Annotated in this window: 17 protein-coding genes; 16 read left to right on the top strand and 1 reads right to left on the bottom strand. The window is 61.1% G+C overall.

Annotated features, from left to right (window positions below):
* The first annotated feature begins 227 nt into the window (after nucleotides 1-227).
* The 16 genes from mraZ (at nucleotide 228) to lpxC (ending at nucleotide 18062) form a co-directional block, all read left to right on the top strand.
* Nucleotides 228-683: a division/cell wall cluster transcriptional repressor MraZ gene (mraZ, locus tag CKW07_RS19835; protein ID WP_019693566.1), complete on the top strand. Its 456-nt coding sequence runs from the start codon at nucleotides 228-230 to the stop codon at nucleotides 681-683.
* On the top strand, nucleotides 680-1627 hold the full coding sequence (gene rsmH / locus CKW07_RS19830) for a 16S rRNA (cytosine(1402)-N(4))-methyltransferase RsmH (RefSeq protein ID WP_371850661.1): 948 nt from the start codon (nucleotides 680-682) through the stop codon (nucleotides 1625-1627). Before mraZ ends, rsmH begins: the two co-directional genes overlap by 4 nt.
* Complete coding sequence (ftsL, locus tag CKW07_RS19825) at nucleotides 1624-1917, top strand: cell division protein FtsL (RefSeq protein ID WP_095079819.1); 294 nt, start codon at nucleotides 1624-1626, stop codon at nucleotides 1915-1917. The genes rsmH and ftsL overlap by 4 nt, the downstream gene beginning before the upstream one ends.
* Nucleotides 1917-3656, top strand: coding sequence for a penicillin-binding protein 2 (locus CKW07_RS19820; RefSeq protein WP_176465346.1), 1740 nt, complete (start codon nucleotides 1917-1919; stop codon nucleotides 3654-3656). The genes ftsL and CKW07_RS19820 overlap by 1 nt, the downstream gene beginning before the upstream one ends.
* Nucleotides 3656-5119 carry a UDP-N-acetylmuramoyl-L-alanyl-D-glutamate--2,6-diaminopimelate ligase gene (locus CKW07_RS19815; RefSeq protein WP_095146665.1) on the top strand — a complete coding sequence of 488 codons (1464 nt, stop codon included), beginning with the start codon at nucleotides 3656-3658 and terminating at the stop codon, nucleotides 5117-5119. The genes CKW07_RS19820 and CKW07_RS19815 overlap by 1 nt, the downstream gene beginning before the upstream one ends.
* Nucleotides 5112-6479, top strand: coding sequence for a UDP-N-acetylmuramoyl-tripeptide--D-alanyl-D-alanine ligase (gene murF, locus CKW07_RS19810; RefSeq protein ID WP_095146664.1), 1368 nt, complete (start codon nucleotides 5112-5114; stop codon nucleotides 6477-6479). Before CKW07_RS19815 ends, murF begins: the two co-directional genes overlap by 8 nt.
* Nucleotides 6479-7561: a phospho-N-acetylmuramoyl-pentapeptide-transferase gene (gene mraY, locus CKW07_RS19805; RefSeq protein ID WP_095146663.1), complete on the top strand. Its 1083-nt coding sequence runs from the start codon at nucleotides 6479-6481 to the stop codon at nucleotides 7559-7561. The genes murF and mraY overlap by 1 nt, the downstream gene beginning before the upstream one ends.
* Nucleotides 7562-7566: 5 nt before the next feature.
* Complete coding sequence (murD, locus tag CKW07_RS19800; RefSeq protein WP_095146662.1) at nucleotides 7567-8928, top strand: UDP-N-acetylmuramoyl-L-alanine--D-glutamate ligase; 1362 nt, start codon at nucleotides 7567-7569, stop codon at nucleotides 8926-8928.
* Nucleotides 8925-10142, top strand: a complete 1218-nt coding sequence (gene ftsW, locus CKW07_RS19795) for a putative lipid II flippase FtsW (protein WP_095146661.1) — start codon at nucleotides 8925-8927, stop codon at nucleotides 10140-10142. Before murD ends, ftsW begins: the two co-directional genes overlap by 4 nt.
* On the top strand, nucleotides 10132-11202 hold the full coding sequence (murG, locus tag CKW07_RS19790) for an undecaprenyldiphospho-muramoylpentapeptide beta-N-acetylglucosaminyltransferase (RefSeq protein WP_095146660.1): 1071 nt from the start codon (nucleotides 10132-10134) through the stop codon (nucleotides 11200-11202). Before ftsW ends, murG begins: the two co-directional genes overlap by 11 nt.
* Nucleotides 11195-12655 (top strand): UDP-N-acetylmuramate--L-alanine ligase, encoded by a 1461-nt coding sequence (gene murC, locus CKW07_RS19785; protein ID WP_095146659.1) that lies wholly within the window; start codon nucleotides 11195-11197, stop codon nucleotides 12653-12655. The genes murG and murC overlap by 8 nt, the downstream gene beginning before the upstream one ends.
* Complete coding sequence (locus tag CKW07_RS19780) at nucleotides 12652-13620, top strand: D-alanine--D-alanine ligase (RefSeq protein WP_095146658.1); 969 nt, start codon at nucleotides 12652-12654, stop codon at nucleotides 13618-13620. Before murC ends, CKW07_RS19780 begins: the two co-directional genes overlap by 4 nt.
* A gap of 4 nt (nucleotides 13621-13624) precedes the next feature.
* Nucleotides 13625-14491 (top strand): cell division protein FtsQ/DivIB, encoded by an 867-nt coding sequence (locus CKW07_RS19775; protein ID WP_095146657.1) that lies wholly within the window; start codon nucleotides 13625-13627, stop codon nucleotides 14489-14491.
* A gap of 14 nt (nucleotides 14492-14505) precedes the next feature.
* Nucleotides 14506-15768 carry a cell division protein FtsA gene (gene ftsA, locus CKW07_RS19770; protein WP_095146656.1) on the top strand — a complete coding sequence of 421 codons (1263 nt, stop codon included), beginning with the start codon at nucleotides 14506-14508 and terminating at the stop codon, nucleotides 15766-15768.
* 76 nt (nucleotides 15769-15844) lie between these two features.
* Entirely contained in the window at nucleotides 15845-17038 is a 1194-nt protein-coding gene (gene ftsZ, locus CKW07_RS19765; protein WP_095146655.1) for a cell division protein FtsZ, read from the top strand.
* Between the two features lie 112 nt (nucleotides 17039-17150).
* Entirely contained in the window at nucleotides 17151-18062 is a 912-nt protein-coding gene (gene lpxC / locus CKW07_RS19760; protein ID WP_008016709.1) for a UDP-3-O-acyl-N-acetylglucosamine deacetylase, read from the top strand.
* Between the two features lie 57 nt (nucleotides 18063-18119).
* Here lpxC and CKW07_RS19755 read toward each other — a convergent pair.
* Nucleotides 18120-18240: transposase (locus CKW07_RS19755; protein ID WP_141234428.1), on the bottom strand; the 121-nt coding region annotated here is incomplete at its 5' end.

The raw sequence follows: 18240 nt of genomic DNA, 5'->3' as shown, positions 1-18240 counted from the left end.
TTCTGAACGTAGCCTTCAGTGCTGCTTCAAGTTGTCGAGCTCAATCCCCCGTCAAATACTCGTAACCTCTTCTTTTGCGCCTCTAAATCTCCGATCTGTAAGGCTTTTCCTACGATCCGCGCCTTGACGGTGTGGTAGGCGCATTCCTATAGTGTGCACAAGTGGCGAAAAGTGGCATGAAGTGGGTTTTTTGAGCGTAAAACGCTAAAATTTGGAGAAACGCTAACGTGTTTCGCGGAGCCAACGCTATTAGTCTCGATGCAAAAGGCCGTCTCGCCATGCCGAGCCGGTATCGTGACGAGCTCGTTTCGCGAAGTTCGGGGCAGTTAATCGTAACGATTGATGCCGTTGACCCTTGTTTGTGCGTTTACCCCCTCGATGAGTGGGAGCTGATTGAAACCAAACTGCGCGCACTGCCTTCGCTGCGCGAAGAAAACCGTCGTTTGCAACGCTTGCTGATTGGTAATGCCGTCGATCTCGAACTCGATGGCAGTGGTCGTTTTCTGGTTCCGCCGCGTCTGCGCGAATACGCCAAGTTGGATAAGCGCGCAATGCTGGTAGGCCAACTGAACAAGTTCCAATTGTGGGACGAGGATGCCTGGGATGCAGTGTCTGCTGCTGACCTGGCTGCTATTCAACAACCGGGCGCCATGCCTGATGAACTGCGTGATTTGATCCTGTGACTATTGATAGCGGCTTTAACCACATCACCGTACTGCTTGACGAAGCCGTCGAGGCTCTCGCCGTACGCCCTGATGGGTGCTATCTCGATGGCACCTTCGGGCGCGGCGGTCATAGCCGCCTGATACTCAGCCAGCTTGGTCCAGATGGCCGGTTGCTGGGATTCGACAAGGATCCTCAAGCGATTGCCACCGGGCAAACGCTAGCGGCCGAAGACGGCCGCTTTGTCGTTGTGCAGCGCAGCTTTGCCGAGCTGGGTTCGGAAGTGGCCGAGCGCGGCCTGGCCGGCAAGGTCAGCGGCGTTCTGCTTGACCTGGGGGTGTCTTCGCCACAGCTCGACGATCCCGAACGCGGCTTCAGCTTCCTCAATGACGGCCCGCTGGACATGCGCATGGACCCGTCCCGCGGGATCAGTGCGGCCGAGTTCGTCAACACCGCGCCTGTCGAAGAAATTGCCCGCGTATTCAAGGAATACGGCGAAGAACGTTTTTCCGGTCGCATGGCCCGTGCCGTGGCCGAGCGTCGCGACATCAAGCCGTTCGAGCGCACCGGGGATCTGGCCGAAGTCCTGAAAGTGGCCAACCCGGCCTGGGAAAAAGGCAAGAACCCTGCCACCCGTGCATTCCAGGGCCTGCGGATTCACGTCAACAACGAACTGGGCGACCTTGAAACCGGTCTTGAAGCGGCGCTCGAGGCGCTGGAAGTCGGTGGTCGTCTGGTGGTGATCAGCTTCCACTCGCTGGAAGACCGCATCGTCAAGTTGTTCATGCGCAAACTGGTCAAGGGTGAAACCGATAACCTGCCGCGCAACCTGCCGGTACGTTTCGAAGCCTTTGTGCCGAAAATCAAAATCCATGGCAAAGCGCAGTTCGCCGGCGAAGCCGAGCTCAAAGCCAACCCACGTTCGCGTAGCGCCGTCATGCGCGTCGCGGAGAAGCTGCGGTGAGCAAGCTCTTTGCCAAGCCTCTTCCAGGCGGCAGCTTTTTCATGCTGCTGCTGTTTGTTGGCGTGCTGATGTCCGCGATCGCGGTGTCCTACAGCGCCCACTGGAATCGTCAGCTGCTCAACTCGCTGTACAACGAGTTGAGCGTGCGTGACAAGGCACAGGCAGAGTGGGGTCGCCTGATCCTCGAGCAAAGTACCTGGACGGCCCACAGCCGTATCGAAGTACTGGCCACCGAACAACTGAAAATGCACATCCCGGGCGCGGCTGAAGTGCGAATGGTGGCGCCATGATGAAACTCGAAGGCGCGCTGTTTCCCTGGCGTTTTCGCCTGGTGCTGGGCTTGCTCGGCATCATGGTGGCGGCGATTGCCTGGCGCATCATCGACCTGCAGGTCATCGATCGCGACTTCCTCAAGGGGCAGGGCGATGCGCGCAGTCTTCGTCACATTCCCATTCCAGCTCACCGTGGCCTGATCACCGACCGCAACGGTGAACCCTTGGCCGTGAGTACCCCGGTCACGACCTTGTGGGCCAATGCCAAGGAAATGCAAACGGCCAAGGAAAAATGGCCGGCGCTGGCGGCTGCCCTGGGCCAGGACCCGAAAGCCCTGACCGAGCGCCTGGAAGCCCAGGCCAACAAGGAATTCATCTATCTGGTGCGCGGGTTGACCCCCGAGCAGGGCCAGCTCGTGCTCGACCTCAAGGTGCCCGGTGTCTATGGCATTGAAGAGTTCCGGCGTTTCTACCCGGCCGGTGAAGTCACCGCCCATATGGTTGGCTTTACCGATATCGACGATCACGGTCGTGAAGGGGTGGAACTGGCCTATGACGAATGGCTGGCGGGCGTTCCCGGAAAGCGTCAGGTCATCAAGGACCGGCGCGGCCGGTTGATCAAAGACGTTCAGGTGACCAAAAACGCCAAGGCCGGTAAGCCCTTGGCGTTGTCCATTGACCTGCGCCTGCAATACCTGGCTAACCGCGAGTTGCGTAACGCCATCATCGAGAACGGCGCCAAGGCCGGCAGCCTGGTGATCATGGACGTGAAGACCGGCGAGATCCTCGCCATGGTCAACCAGCCAACCTACAACCCGAACAACCGCCGTAACCTGCAACCGGCGATGATGCGTAACCGCGCGATGATCGACGTGTTCGAGCCAGGTTCGACCATGAAGGCGATCTCCATGAGCGCCGCGCTGGAATCCGGTCGCTGGAAGCCGAGTGACACCGTCGAGGTGTACCCGGGCACGCTGCAGCTGGGCAAATACACCATCCGCGACGTTTCCAAGACAGAAGGCCCGGTACTGGACCTGACCGGGATCCTGATCAACTCCAGTAACGTGGGCATGAGCAAGATCGCCTTCGATATCGGCGGCGAAACCATTTTCCGTCTTGCCCAGCGGATTGGCCTGGGCCAGGACACCGGCCTGGGCTTCCCGGGCGAGCGGGTCGGCAACCTGCCGAACTACCGCGAATGGCGCAAGGCCGAGACCGCGACACTGTCCTATGGCTACGGTATTTCGGTGACGGCCATCCAACTGGTCCATGCGTTTTCGGCGCTGGCCAACAACGGCCGTCTCGCACCGCTGACCCTGATCAAGACCGACAAGCCCCCGCAAGCCGCCCAGGTGATGCCGGAAAGCGTGGCCAAAACCATGCAGGGCATGTTGCAGCAGGTGATCGAGGCTCCGCGCGGTGTGTTCCGTGCACAAGTACCGGCCTATCACGTGGGCGGCAAGTCAGGTACTGCGCGTAAGACCTCGGTGGGCACCAAAGGCTATGCCGAAAACTCCTATCGTTCGCTGTTCGCCGGCTTCGGCCCGATGAGCGATCCGCGTTTCGCGATCGTTGTCGTGATTGATGAACCGAGCAAGGCCGGCTACTACGGTGGCCTGGTTTCTGCGCCGGTGTTCAGCAAAGTGATGTCCGGCACCCTGCGCCTGATGAACATCACCCCGGACAACCTGCCACCGACCCAAACAGCCAATGCAACACCGGCTATTCCAGTTAAAGCCAACGGAGGGCGCGGCTGATGTCTCTTAGCCTGAACAAGATTTTTGCCCACGCAGGTCATGACCTGCTGATCCGCGAACTGACCCTGGACAGCCGTAGCGTGCGGGCAGGCGACCTGTTCCTTGCCGTGCCTGGCGGCAAGTTCGACGGCCGTGCGCACATTGCCGATGCGCTGCAGCGCGGTGCGGCGGCGGTGGCGTATGAAGTCGAAGGGGCAACCGTCCTGCCGATTACCGACGTGCCATTGATTCCGGTGAAGGGCCTGGCCGCGCAGCTGTCCGATATCGCCGGGCGCTTTTATGGCGAGCCGAGCCGTCACCTGAACCTGATTGGCGTGACCGGCACCAACGGTAAAACCAGTGTGACCCAACTGGTCGCGCAAGCGCTGGACCTGCTGGGGCAACACTGCGGCATCGTGGGCACCTTGGGCAGCGGTTTCCATGGCGCGCTGGAAAGCGGCCTGCACACCACGCCGAACCCCATCGCCGTTCAGGCCACCCTGGCTGACCTGAAAAAGGCCGGTGCCAAGGCCGTGGCCATGGAAGTGTCTTCCCATGGCCTGGATCAAGGCCGAGTCAGCGCGCTGGCATTTGATGTGGCCGTGCTCACCAACCTGTCGCGCGATCACCTGGATTACCACGGCACCATGCAAGCCTACGGCGAGACGAAATCCAGGCTGTTCGGCTGGAACGACTTGAAGTGCCGGGTCATCAACCTCGATGACGAGTTCGGTCGGACGCTGGTTGCTGACAAGGGTGAGTCGCGGCTGATTACCTATAGCCTGGAAGATTCCAGTGCCTACCTGTATTGCCGTGAAGCTGCGTTCGACGACGAAGGCGTACGCGCCACGCTGGTGACGCCACAGGGCGAACACCATCTGCGTAGCACCTTGCTGGGGCGATTCAACCTGAGCAACGTGCTGGCCGCGGTAGGCGCACTGCTGGGGCTGGACTACGCGCTGGATGAAATTCTGCGTGTGCTGCCAAAACTCGAGGGTCCGGCCGGTCGCATGCAGCGCTTGGGCGGTGGCAGCCAACCCTTGGTGGTGGTCGATTATGCCCACACCCCGGATGCGCTGGAAAAAGTCCTGATGGCCTTGCGTCCGCACGCCAAGGGCAAGCTGCTCTGCCTGTTCGGTTGCGGCGGCGATCGCGATCGCGGCAAGCGTCCGTTGATGGCCGAAGTGGTTGAACGCCTGGCCGATGGCGTGCTGGTGACCGATGACAATCCGCGCACCGAAGACCCCGCGCAGATTTTCGATGATATTCGCGTCGGTTTTTCCGCTGTGGATAAGGTTCGTTTCGTTCCGGGTCGCGGTCGGGCAATTGCCGAGCTGATTGCCGGTGCCAGCGCCGATGATGTGATTGTCCTGGCCGGCAAAGGTCACGAGGATTACCAGGAAATCAACGGCGAACGCCATGACTTCTCTGATCTGGTCGAGGCCGATCATGCCTTGACCGCATGGGAGGTGGCCCGTGCTTAAGGCCTTGAAACTCAGCGAAGTGGCAGGCCCATTGGCAGGCCGCGTACTGTCCGTAGACAGCCATTTTGACGGAGTCAGCATCGACAGCCGGGCGATCCAGCCTGGCCAACTGTTCATTGCGCTGACCGGTCCGCGCTTTGATGGTCATGACTACCTGAACGACGTGGCCGCCAAAGGCGCGGTTGCCGCCGTGGTCGAGCGTGAAGTGGCCAACGCCACCCTGGCGCAGTTACTGGTCAAGGATGCGCGCCAGGCGTTGGGCCAGCTCGGCGCGCTGAACCGTGCCGCGTACCCGCATCCAGTGGCGGCGATCACCGGTTCCAGCGGCAAGACCACGGTCAAGGAAATGCTCGCGAGCATCCTGCGCACGCGTGGCCCGGTGCTGGCGACCCGTGGCAACCTGAACAACGACCTCGGCGTGCCGTTGACCTTGCTCGAACTGGCCCCGGAACATACCGCAGCCGTTATCGAACTCGGCGCCTCGCGCATCGGCGAGATTGCCTACACCGTCGGCCTGACCAAGCCGCATGTCGCGATCATCAACAATGCCGGTACCGCCCACGTTGGCGAGTTTGGCGGGCCAGAGAAAATCGTCGAAGCCAAGGGCGAGATTCTCGAAGGGCTGGACACTGATGGCGTCGCCGTCCTGAATCTCGACGACAAGGCCTTTGTCATCTGGGAAAAGCGCGCGGCCGGCCGTCAGGTGCTGACATTTTCCCTGGACGACAGCCGTGCCGATTTCCACGCCAGCGGCCTGGATCGCGATGCACGTGGCTGCCCATCGTTCACCCTGCACAGCCCGCTGGGTATCGCGCATGTTCAATTGAATCTGCTGGGTGCCCATAACGTGGCCAATGCCCTGGCAGCTGCCGCGGCCGCTCATGCCCTGGGTGTATCGCTGTCCGGTATCACCAGCGGCCTGAATGCCGTGCAACCGGTCAAGGGGCGCGCGGTTGCGCAGCTGGCGACCAACGGCATGCGCGTAATTGATGATACTTACAACGCAAACCCCACCTCCATGTGCGCTGCCGTTGATATACTGGTCGGCTTTTCCGGTCGCACCGTCCTGGTGCTCGGGGATATTGGCGAGTTGGGCGAGTGGGCGGAGCAGGGGCACCGCGAAGTTGGCGCGTATGCCAGCGGCAAGGTTTCCGCACTTTACGCAGTAGGCCCGATGATGGCGCATGCCGTCGCAGCCTTCGGTGAACAGGCTCGTCATTTCGCCAACCAGGCGGATCTGATTGCGGCGCTGGGCGCCGAACACGATACAAACACCACTATTTTGATCAAGGGCTCGCGCAGCGCTGCGATGGAAAACGTCGTCGCGGCCTTGTGCGGTTCGAGCGGGGAGAAACATTAATGCTGCTGCTGCTAGCGGAGTACTTGCAACAGTTCTACAAGGGCTTCGCGGTCTTTCAGTACCTGACCCTGCGCGGGATTCTCGGTGTACTGACCGCGCTTGTACTGTCGCTGTGCTTCGGCCCGTGGATGATCCGCACCCTGCAGCACCGTCAGATCGGCCAATCGGTCCGTCACGACGGCCCGCAATCGCACCTGTCCAAATCGGGCACCCCGACCATGGGCGGCGCGCTGATCCTGTCGGCCATCGCTGTCAGCACCTTGCTCTGGGCCGACCTGAGCAACCGTTATGTCTGGGTCGTGTTGTTGGTGACCCTGCTGTTCGGCGCCATCGGCTGGGTTGACGACTACCGCAAGGTCATCGAGAAAAACTCCCGTGGCCTGCCCAGTCGCTGGAAATACTTCTGGCAGTCGGTGTTTGGCCTGGGCGCGGCGATTTTCCTGTACATGACCGCCGCCACACCGGTGGAAACCACCCTGATCCTGCCGATGCTCAAGGACTACAGCATTCCGCTGGGCGCCGGTTTCATCGTGCTGACCTATTTCGTGATCGTCGGCTCCAGCAACGCGGTCAACCTGACCGACGGCCTCGACGGCCTGGCAATCATGCCGACCGTGATGGTGGGCGGCGCGCTGGGAATCTTCTGCTACCTGTCGGGTAACGTGAAGTTCGCCGAATACCTGCTGATCCCTTATGTTCCGGGCGCGGGTGAGTTGATTGTGTTCTGCGGTGCGTTGATCGGTGCCGGCCTGGGCTTCCTCTGGTTCAACACCTACCCGGCGCAAGTCTTCATGGGCGACGTCGGCGCACTGGCGCTGGGCGCGGCCTTGGGCACCATCGCGGTGATCGTCCGCCAGGAAATCGTCCTGTTCATCATGGGCGGTGTGTTCGTGATGGAAACCCTGTCGGTGGTGATCCAGGTGGCTTCTTTCAAGCTGACCGGTCGCCGCGTGTTTCGCATGGCGCCGATTCACCACCACTTTGAACTCAAGGGCTGGCCCGAGCCGCGCGTGATCGTCCGTTTCTGGATCATCACCGTGATTCTCGTGCTGATTGGCCTTGCCACCCTGAAGCTGAGGTAGAACGAGTGTCTCTGATCGCTTCTGACCACTTCCGCATCGTTGTCGGCCTCGGCAAGAGCGGCATGTCCCTGGTTCGCTTCCTGGCGAACCGGGGCGTGGCGTTTGCAGTGGCCGATACGCGGGAAAATCCACCGGAGCTGGTCACGCTGCGCCGTGACTACCCGCACGTGGAAGTGCGTTGTGGCGAGCTGGACGTCGAATTCCTCTGCCGCGCCGACGAGCTCTACGTGAGCCCTGGCCTGGCCCTGGCGACACCCGCCCTGCAGGCGGCTGCGGCCCGAGGGGTGAAATTGTCCGGTGACATCGAGCTGTTCGCGCGTAACGCGAAGGCGCCGATTGTCGCCATCAGCGGTTCTAACGCGAAAAGCACCGTGACCACCCTGGTCGGCGACATGGCGGCCGCCGCCGGCAAGCGCGTGGCCGTGGGCGGCAACCTCGGCACGCCGGCACTCGACCTGCTGAGCGACGACGTCGAGCTGTACGTGATGGAGCTCTCGAGCTTCCAGCTGGAAACCACCGATCAGCTCAACGCTGAAGTGGCCACCGTGCTCAACATCAGCGAAGACCACATGGACCGCTACAGCGGCCTGCCGGCCTACCACCTGGCCAAGCATCGGATCTTCCGTGGCGCCAGGCAGTTCGTGGTCAACCGTCAGGACGCCCTGAGCCGTCCACTGATGGGCGAAGGCCAGCCCTGCTGGACCTTCGGCTTGAGCAAGCCTGACTTCAAGGCCTTCGGTATCCGTGAAGAAGACGGCGAGAAGTACCTGGCCTTCGAATTCCAGAACCTGATGCCGGTGCGCGAGTTGAAAGTTCGCGGCGCCCACAACCAGTCCAACGCCCTGGCGGCGCTGGCGCTCGGTCATGCGGTCGGCCTTCCGTTCGATGCGATGCTTTCGGCGCTGCGTAACTTCGCCGGCCTCGAACACCGTTGCCAGTGGGTGCGTGACCTGGATGGCGTCGGTTACTACAACGATTCCAAAGCCACCAACGTCGGAGCGGCCCTGGCTGCGATCGAAGGCCTGGGCGCGGACATCGACGGCAAGATCGTGCTGATCGCCGGTGGTGACGGCAAGGGTGCCGAGTTCAAGGACCTGCGCGATCCGGTGGCGGCCAACTGCCGCACCGTGATCTTGATGGGCCGTGATTCCGACAAGATCGGCGAGGCCATCGGCGATGCCGTACCGCTGATTCGCGCGGGTTCCCTGGTTGACGCCGTGGCGCAATGCCGTGCCGCAGCCCAACCGGGCGACGTAGTGCTGCTGTCGCCGGCGTGCGCCAGTTTCGACATGTTCAAGAACTACGAAGACCGTGGTCACCAGTTCGTCCAGGCCGTGAACGCATTGGCCGGGGAGGACGTGGCATGAACCTGAAAGACATCATCAAGCCGTACCCGTCGCCGCTCATCACCGGGCGTGGCATCGACCTCGACTTCCCGATGCTCGCCGGCTGCCTGACGCTGCTCGGTCTCGGGCTGATCATGATTGCATCGGCATCGACCGAGGTGGCGGCGGCGCAGTCGGGCAGTGCCCTGTATTACATGATTCGCCACCTTATCTACGTGGTGCTGGGCCTTGCTGCCTGCATCGTCACCATGATGATTCCGATCGCTACCTGGCAACGCCTGGGCTGGGTGATGCTGATTGGCGCGTTCGGTCTACTGGTGATGGTGATCATCCCGGGGATCGGTCGTGAAGTGAACGGTTCGATGCGCTGGATCGGCTTCAGCTTCTTCAACGTTCAGCCTTCCGAGATCGCTAAGGTGTTCGTGGTGATCTACCTCGCCGGTTATCTGGTGCGTCGTCAGAAAGAAGTGCGTGAAAGCTGGATGGGCTTCTTCAAGCCGTTCATCGTACTGCTGCCGATGGCGGGCCTGTTGCTGATGGAGCCGGACTTTGGCGCCACCGTCGTGATGATGGGGGCCGCTGCGGCAATGCTGTTTCTCGGTGGGGTCGGGCTGTTCCGTTTTTCCCTGATGGTTGTCCTGGCGGTCGGGGCGGTGGTGTTGTTGATCCAAATGCAACCGTATCGAATGGCGCGCCTGACCAACTTTGCCGACCCGTGGGCTGACCAGTTCGGTGCTGGCTATCAGTTGTCTCAAGCCTTGATCGCTTTCGGTCGCGGCGAATGGCTGGGCGTTGGCTTGGGCAACAGTGTGCAGAAACAGTTCTACCTGCCGGAAGCCCACACCGACTTCGTGTTCTCGGTATTGGCCGAAGAACTGGGCGCTATAGGTTCGTTGTGCACGGTAGCGCTGTTCGCCTTTGTCTGTATTCGTGGCATGTACATCGGCTTGTGGGCCGAGAAGGCCAAGCAGTATTTCGCCGCCTACGTGGCCTACGGTTTGTCGTTCCTGTGGATCGGTCAGTTTCTGATCAATATCGGAGTGAACGTCGGCCTGCTGCCGACCAAGGGCCTGACTTTGCCGTTTCTCAGCTACGGCGGCAGCTCGCTGGTGATCTGCAGCGCCTGCCTTGGCCTGTTACTGCGCATCGAGTGGGAGAGTCGGACCCACCTGGGCAGCGAAGAGATTGAATTCAAGGAGAGCGATTTTGCCGAGGAACCGACCCATGGGCGCTAACGTGCTGATCATGGCGGGCGGCACCGGTGGCCACGTGTTCCCGGCGCTGGCCTGTGCCCGCGAGTTTCAGGCCCGTGGCTACACCGTGCACTGGCTCGGCACCCCGCGCGGGATCGAAAACGAGCTGGTCCCGAACGCGGGCCTGCCGTTGCACCTGATCAACGTCAGTGGCCTGCGCGGCAAGAGCAAGCTGTCGCTGCTCAAGGCGCCCTTTGTCCTGCTCAAGGCGATCTGGCAGGCGCGCCAGGTCATCCGTCAGCTCAAGCCGGTCTGCGTACTGGGCTTTGGCGGCTATGTCACCGGTCCCGGTGGCGTGGCAGCGAGGCTGGCCGGGGTCCCGGTGATCGTTCACGAACAGAATGCCGTCGCCGGTACCGCCAATCGGCTGCTGGTGCCGTTGGCCGCACGAGTCTGCGAAGCTTTCCCGGACACCTTTGCTGCCAGTGGCAGCCGGCGTACCACCGGTAATCCGGTACGCGCCGAGTTGTTCCTCGAAACACAACGCCCAGCCCTGGCCGGACGTAAAGCGCGCTTGTTGATCCTGGGCGGTAGCCTGGGCGCAGAACCGTTGAACAAATTGCTGCCTGAAGCCCTGTCGCAGGTGCCTGCCGAACTGCGTCCGGAAGTGTTTCATCAGGCCGGAAAAAATCACGATGAAGTGACTGCCGAGCGCTATCGCGCCGCCAGCGTCGAGGCGCAGGTGCAGCCTTTCATCAAAGACATGGCCCAAGCCTATGGCTGGGCCGACCTGGTGGTCTGTCGCGCAGGTGCGCTGACTGTCAGTGAGCTGGCTGCTGCCGGTCTGCCCTCGATGCTGGTGCCTTTGCCCCACGCGATCGACGATCACCAGACCCGCAACGCCGATTATTTGGCTCGTGAAGGCGCCGCCTTCCTGATGCCGCAAAGAACGACTGGCGCAGCGGATCTCGCTGCACGCCTGACAGAGGTCTTGATGCAACCACAACGACTCAACGACATGGCCAGCGCCGCTCGTCGCCTGGCCAAACCCGATGCAACCCGTAACGTGGTCGATATCTGCCTGGAGGTGGTTCATGGTTGAGAGTCAGAAAGCCATGCCGCAACCTGAAATGCGCCGCATCCGTCGTATCCACTTCGTCGGTATCGGCGGTGTGGGCATGTGCGGGATCGCCGAAGTGTTGTTGAACCTGGGCTATGAAGTGTCCGGTTCCGACCTGAAGGCCTCGCCGGTGACCGAGCGCCTGGAGTCCTTCGGCGCACAGATCTTCATCGGCCACCGCGCCGAGAACAGCGCGAGCGCCGATGTGCTGGTGGTGTCGAGCGCCGTGAATACCTCCAACCCGGAAGTCGCGACCGCGCTGGAGCGCCGCATTCCGGTGGTGCCACGTGCCGAGATGCTGGCCGAGCTGATGCGCTACCGCCATGGCATCGCAGTGGCCGGTACCCACGGCAAGACCACCACCACCAGCCTGATCGCTTCGGTGTTCGCCGCCGGTGGCCTGGACCCGACGTTCGTGATCGGTGGCCGCCTGAATGCAGCCGGCACCAATGCCCAGCTGGGCACCAGCCGCTACCTGATCGCCGAAGCCGATGAAAGCGACGCCAGCTTCCTGCACTTGCAGCCGCTGGTGGCCGTGGTCACCAACATCGACGCCGACCACATGGCGACCTACGGCGGTGACTTCAACAAACTGAAGAAAACCTTCGTCGAGTTCCTGCACAACCTGCCGTTCTACGGTCTGGCGGTGTTGTGCCTGGACGATCCGGTGGTTCGTGAAATCCTGCCACAGGTCAAGCGCCCGACGGTCACTTACGGTTTCAGCGAAGAAGCCGACGTGCGCGCCATCAATGTTCGCCAGCAGGGCATGCAGACCTTCTTCACGGTGCTGCGTCCTGACCGTGAGCCGCTGGATGTGTCGGTGAACATGCCGGGCAACCACAACGTCCTCAATGCCCTGTCGACCATCTGCATCGCCACGGACGAAGGGGTCAGCGATGAAGCCATCGTCCAGGGCCTGTCGGGCTTCCAGGGCGTTGGCCGACGCTTTCAGGTGTACGGCGAACTGCCGGTCGAAGACGGCAGCGTGATGCTGGTCGACGACTACGGTCACCACCCGACCGAAGTCGCCGCGGTGATCAAGGCCGTCCGCGGTGGCTGGCCGGAGCGCCGCCTGGTGATGGTCTACCAGCCACACCGTTACAGCCGCACCCGCGACCTGTACGACGATTTTGTCAATGTACTGGCTGACGCCAACGTCCTGCTGCTGATGGAAGTCTACCCGGCCGGCGAAGAGCCGATCCCGGGCGCGGACAGCCGCAAATTGTGCAACAGCATTCGCCAGCGCGGCCAGCTCGACCCGATCTACATCGAGCGCGGCGTCGACCTCGCGCCACTGGTCAAACCGTTGCTGCGTGCCGGCGACATCCTGCTGTGCCAGGGCGCCGGCGATATTGGCGGCCTTGCGCCGAAACTGTTGAAGAGTCCGTTGTTCGCGGGTGCCATTGTCGCGCCTAGCGAGGGGAAGTTGAAATGACTGCAGCCTACGCCAATCTGTTCTCGACCATCGCCCCGAAAGACTTCGGCCGTGTTGCCGTACTGTTCGGTGGCAAAAGCGCTGAACGCGAAGTGTCGCTCAAGTCCGGCAACGCCGTGCTTGAAACCCTGCAAAGCGCCGGCGTGGACGCCTTCGGCATCGACGTCGGGGACGACTTCCTGCAGCGCCTGCTCAGTGAAAAGATCGACCGCGCGTTCATCATTCTCCACGGCCGTGGCGGTGAAGACGGCAGCATGCAGGGCCTGCTGGAGTGCCTCGGCATTCCCTACACCGGCAGCGGCATCCTGGCTTCGGCCCTGGCCATGGACAAACTGCGCACCAAGCAGGTCTGGCACACCCTGGGCATTCCGACGCCACGTCATGCGGTATTGAGCAGCGAAGCCGACTGTATTTTGGCGGCGACGGAACTGGGCTTCCCTTTGATCGTCAAACCGGCGCATGAAGGTTCAAGTATCGGTATGGCCAAAGTGACATCAGCGTCTGAGTTGACCGACGCCTGGAAAGCGGCCAGTGCCTACGATTCGCAAGTTCTGGTTGAGCAATGGATTCAAGGTCCGGAGTTCACCATCGCCATGCTGCGTGACCAGGTGTTGCCACCGATCGCCCTGGGGACGCCGCACACTTTCTATGACTACGACGCCAAGTACCTGGCTTCCGATACCCAGTACCGGATCCCGTGTGGCCTCGACAGTGCCAAGGAACAAGAGCTCATGGACCTTACGGCGAAAGCCTGTGAGGCGCTGGGCATCGCCGGTTGGGGGCGGGCAGACGTGATGCAGGACGCCGATGGGCAGTTCTGGTTCCTGGAAGTCAACACCGCACCGGGCATGACCGATCACAGCCTGGTGCCAATGGCGGCACGGGCAGCAGGCCTGGATTTCCAACAGTTGGTGTTGGCGATCCTGGCGGCAAGCGTTACCGGCAACGAAGAGCTGCGAGGTTAAGGCCATGCAAGGCGCCCATCTACGTCATCAGCCATCCGCACCCGGCCGCAAGCCGGTGCCGCGGGGTGCCAGCCGAATGGTGGCCAAAGAGCCGATGTCGGTGCGCCTGCCCAAAGCCAATTTCGCTTTTCTCAAAGCCGTGTTCTGGCCCGTGCTGCTGGTGGCCCTGGGGTTCGGTACCTACGAAGGCGCACAACGCTTGATGCCGTACGCCGACCGGCCGATCACCCGGATCAACGTGCAGGGCGACTTGAGCTACATCAGCCAGCAAGCGGTGCAGCAGCGGATCGCTCCGTACGTGGCGGCGAGCTTCTTCACCATCGACCTGGCGAGCATGCGCACCGAGCTCGAGCAGATGCCATGGATCGCCCACGCCGAAGTGCGTCGCGTCTGGCCGGACCAGGTGGTGATTCGCCTGGAAGAACAACTGCCCGTGGCCCGCTGGGGCGATGAGGCATTGCTGAACAACCAGGGCCAGGCGTTTACGCCGCGCGAGTTGGCCAACTACGAGCATTTGCCACAGTTGTTCGGCCCGCAGCGGGCCCAGCAGCAGGTGATGCAGCAGTACCAGGTGTTGAGCCAGATGCTCAGGCCTTTGGGTTTTTCGATTGCCCGGCTGGAGTTGCGTGAACGCGGCAGCTGGTTCCTGACCACGGGTGCCGGCAGTTCGGGACCGGGGATCGAGTTGTTGTTGGGCCGCGGCAAGCTGGTGGAAAAGATGCGCCGCTTCTTTGCCATCTATGACAAGACGCTTAAAGAACAGATTACGAACATTGCGCGCATCGACCTGCGTTATGCCAACGGCCTTGCCGTCGGCTGGCGGGAACCTGTAGCGCCCACGACGGCCCAACCCGCCGTCGCGAAGAATTGAGAAGAGGCAGGACCATGGCAAACGTGCAAAGCGGCAAAATGATCGTCGGTCTGGATATCGGCACCTCCAAGGTGGTGGCGCTGGTAGGCGAGGTCGCGGCCGATGGCCAGCTGGAAATCGTCGGGATCGGTACACACCCGTCCCGCGGCCTGAAGAAGGGCGTGGTGGTGAATATCGAGTCCACCGTGCAGTCCATCCAGCGTGCGATCGAAGAAGCGCAACTGATGGCCGGTTGCCGGATCCACTCGGCGTTCGTCGGCGTGGCCGGCAATCACATTCGCAGCCTGAACTCCCACGGTATCGTGGCGATTCGTGATCGCGAAGTCAGCTCGGCCGACCTTGAGCGCGTCCTCGACGCCGCCCAGGCCGTGGCGATTCCGGCCGACCAGCGGGTACTGCACACCTTGCCGCAGGATTACGTGATCGATAACCAGGAAGGCGTGCGTGAGCCGCTGGGCATGTCCGGCGTGCGTCTGGAAGCCAAGGTCCACGTGGTGACCTGCGCGGTGAACGCGGCACAGAACATTGAAAAGTGCGTGCGTCGCTGTGGCCTGGAAATCGACGACATCATCCTCGAGCAACTGGCGTCCGCGTACTCGGTACTGACCGACGACGAGAAAGAGCTGGGCGTGTGCCTGGTGGACATCGGCGGCGGTACCACCGACATCGCGATCTTCACAGAAGGCGCGATTCGTCATACCGCAGTGATCCCGATTGCCGGTGACCAGGTGACCAACGACATCGCCATGGCGTTGCGCACCCCGACCCAGTACGCCGAAGAAATCAAGATTCGCTACGCCTGCGCCCTGGCCAAGCTGGCCGGCGCCGGTGAAACCATCAAGGTTCCGAGTGTCGGTGACCGTCCGCCGCGCGAGCTGTCCCGCCAGGCCCTGGCCGAAGTGGTCGAGCCGCGTTACGACGAACTGTTCACCCTGATCCAGGCCGAACTGCGTCGCAGTGGCTACGAAGACCTGATTCCGGCCGGCATCGTGCTGACCGGCGGTACCTCGAAGATGGAAGGTGCCACCGAGCTGGCCGAAGAGATTTTCCACATGCCGGTTCGTCTGGGCGTGCCCCATGGCGTCAAGGGGCTGGACGATGTGGTGCGTAACCCGATTTATTCAACCGGCGTTGGTTTGCTGATGTACGGCCTGCAAAAGCAGTCCGACGGCATTTCCTTCTCGGGGATCAGCAGCAACCGCGACAGCTACAGCAACGAAGAGGCCAAGGGCCCGTTGCTTGATCGCATCAAAAGCTGGGTCCAGGGCAATTTTTAAGCAGTAGATTCAAGCGGTACGCAACACGCAGTAGGCGCAGTAGGCGAAAAAACTAGAGAAATGAAGGAGAGGGAAAATGTTCGAACTCGTAGACAACATCCCCGCAAGCCCGGTTATTAAAGTTATCGGTGTTGGCGGTGGCGGCGGCAACGCTGTCAATCACATGGTCAAGAGCAACATTGAAGGCGTTGAGTTCATCTGCGCCAACACTGATGCCCAGGCGCTGAAAAACATCGGCGCGCGGACCATCCTGCAACTGGGCACCGGCGTGACCAAAGGCTTGGGTGCCGGCGCGAACCCTGAGGTCGGTCGTCAGGCCGCCCTGGAAGACCGTGAGCGCATTGCTGAAGTGCTGGCCGGCACCAACATGGTGTTCATCACCACCGGCATGGGCGGCGGTACCGGTACCGGTGCGGCTCCGATCATTGCCGAAGTGGCCAAGGAAATGGGGATCCTCACCGTTGCGGTGGTGACCCGCCCGTTCCCGTTCGAAGGCCGCAAGCGTATGCAGATCGCCGACGAAGGCATCCGCATGCTCTCCGAAAGCGTTGACTCGTTGATCACCATTCCCAACGAGAAGCTGCTGACCATCCTGGGCAAGGACGCAAGCCTGCTGTCGGCTTTCGCCAAGGCTGACGACGTTCTGGCCGGTGCCGTTCGCGGTATCTCCGACATCATCAAGCGTCCAGGCATGATCAACGTCGACTTTGCCGACGTACGTACGGTCATGAGCGAAATGGGCATGGCCATGATGGGCACTGGCTGCGCCAGCGGTCCTAACCGTGCGCGTGAAGCGACCGAAGCGGCGATCCGCAACCCGTTGCTCGAAGACGTGAACCTGCAAGGTGCACGCGGCATCCTGGTGAACATCACCGCCGGTCCTGACCTGTCCCTGGGTGAGTACTCCGACGTGGGTAGCATCATCGAAGCCTTCGCTTCCGAGCACGCCATGGTCAAGGTCGGTACCGTTATCGATCCGGACATGCGCGATGAACTGCACGTGACTGTGGTTGCCACCGGCCTGGGTGCTAAAATCGAGAAACCTGTGAAGGTCATCGACAACACCGTTCACACTTCCATGACCACAGCAACGGCTCCAGCCCATGCCGCACGTCAGGAAATGCCGTCGGTGAACTACCGCGACCTGGATCGCCCAACCGTGATGCGCAACCAGGCTCAGGCCGGTGCGGCAGCGGCGGCGAAGCTCAATCCGCAAGACGATCTGGACTACCTGGACATCCCGGCATTCCTGCGTCGTCAGGCCGATTGATGAAATGTATCAGGGGTATTAGGGTGATTGGTGTTCAGCAAAGGTCTGGTCTGCTATTATCGCCAGCCTTTGTTGATACCAGTTCGCAATTTGCGCTGAAGCGGCCCATGCCATGATTAAACAACGCACCCTGAAGAATATTATCCGTGCCACAGGTGTCGGCCTGCACTCCGGGGAGAAGGTTTACCTGACCCTCAAGCCTGCGCCTGTAGACACTGGCATTGTGTTTTGTCGTGCTGACCTTGACCCTGTGGTGCAGATTCCTGCTCGCGCGGAAAACGTTGGCGAAACCACTATGTCGACGACACTGGTCAACGGTGACGTCAAAGTGGACACGGTAGAGCACTTGCTCTCGGCCATGGCTGGCCTGGGCATCGATAACGCCTACGTCGAGCTCTCCGCGTCCGAAGTCCCGATCATGGATGGTAGCGCTGGACCTTTCGTATTCCTGATTCAATCGGCTGGCCTGGAAGAACAGGACGCAGCCAAGAAGTTCATCCGGATCCTGCGTGAAGTGACAGTGGAAGACGGCGACAAGCGCGCCACTTTCGTCCCTTTCGACGGTTTCAAAGTGAGTTTCGAGATCGATTTCGATCACCCGGTGTTTCGTGACCGCACTCAAAGTGCCAGCGTGGATTTTTCCAGCACTTCGTTCGTAAAAGAAGTCAGCCGCGCCCGGACCTTTGGTTTCATGAGTGATATCGAGTACCTGCGCAAGCACAACCTCGCACTCGGCGGTAGCGTTGAAAACGCCATCGTGGTCGACGCTGATGGTGTACTGAACGAAGACGGCCTTCGCTATGAAGACGAATTCGTGAAGCACAAGATCCTCGATGCCATTGGTGACCTCTACCTACTGGGCAATAGCCTGATTGGTGAGTTCAAAGGCTTCAAGTCGGGCCATGCACTGAACAACCAGCTTCTGCGCAAATTGATTGAGCAGACAGATGCTTGGGAAGTCGTGACCTTCGAAGACGCCAGCACTGCACCGATCTCTTACATGCGCCCTGTTGCGGCTGTGTAAGTAAAAACCTCTCTAGTTTTTAAAGGCTGCCTTCGGGTGGCCTTTTTTTATGGTTCTTCACGGATTACCGGGAAAGACGCTCTTGATCTTCATGAAAAAGAATTCGCTATCCCGGTAACCGTACGCCACCCGCTTGATGACCTTTATTCGATTGTTGATACCTTCCAACTGACCCGTA

Origin of the sequence: Pseudomonas sp. Irchel s3b6 (assembly GCF_900187415.1) — a bacterium.
Lineage (GTDB): Bacteria > Pseudomonadota > Gammaproteobacteria > Pseudomonadales > Pseudomonadaceae > Aquipseudomonas.
This window is presented reverse-complemented; position numbering and strand designations above follow the sequence as displayed.

Excerpts from the sequence above, each read along its gene's own strand:
- CKW07_RS19820 (WP_176465346.1), top strand. The coding sequence starts at position 1,917 with ATGAAACTCGAAGGCGCGCTGTTTCCCTGGCGTTTTCGCCTGGTGCTG.
- CKW07_RS19815 (WP_095146665.1), top strand. The coding sequence starts at position 3,656 with ATGTCTCTTAGCCTGAACAAGATTTTTGCCCACGCAGGTCATGACCTG.
- mraY (WP_095146663.1), top strand. The coding sequence starts at position 6,479 with ATGCTGCTGCTGCTAGCGGAGTACTTGCAACAGTTCTACAAGGGCTTC.
- ftsW (WP_095146661.1), top strand. The coding sequence starts at position 8,925 with ATGAACCTGAAAGACATCATCAAGCCGTACCCGTCGCCGCTCATCACC.
- murG (WP_095146660.1), top strand. The coding sequence starts at position 10,132 with ATGGGCGCTAACGTGCTGATCATGGCGGGCGGCACCGGTGGCCACGTG.
- murC (WP_095146659.1), top strand. The coding sequence starts at position 11,195 with ATGGTTGAGAGTCAGAAAGCCATGCCGCAACCTGAAATGCGCCGCATC.
- CKW07_RS19780 (WP_095146658.1), top strand. The coding sequence starts at position 12,652 with ATGACTGCAGCCTACGCCAATCTGTTCTCGACCATCGCCCCGAAAGAC.
- CKW07_RS19775 (WP_095146657.1), top strand. The coding sequence starts at position 13,625 with ATGCAAGGCGCCCATCTACGTCATCAGCCATCCGCACCCGGCCGCAAG.
- ftsA (WP_095146656.1), top strand. The coding sequence starts at position 14,506 with ATGGCAAACGTGCAAAGCGGCAAAATGATCGTCGGTCTGGATATCGGC.
- ftsZ (WP_095146655.1), top strand. The coding sequence starts at position 15,845 with ATGTTCGAACTCGTAGACAACATCCCCGCAAGCCCGGTTATTAAAGTT.
- lpxC (WP_008016709.1), top strand. The coding sequence starts at position 17,151 with ATGATTAAACAACGCACCCTGAAGAATATTATCCGTGCCACAGGTGTC.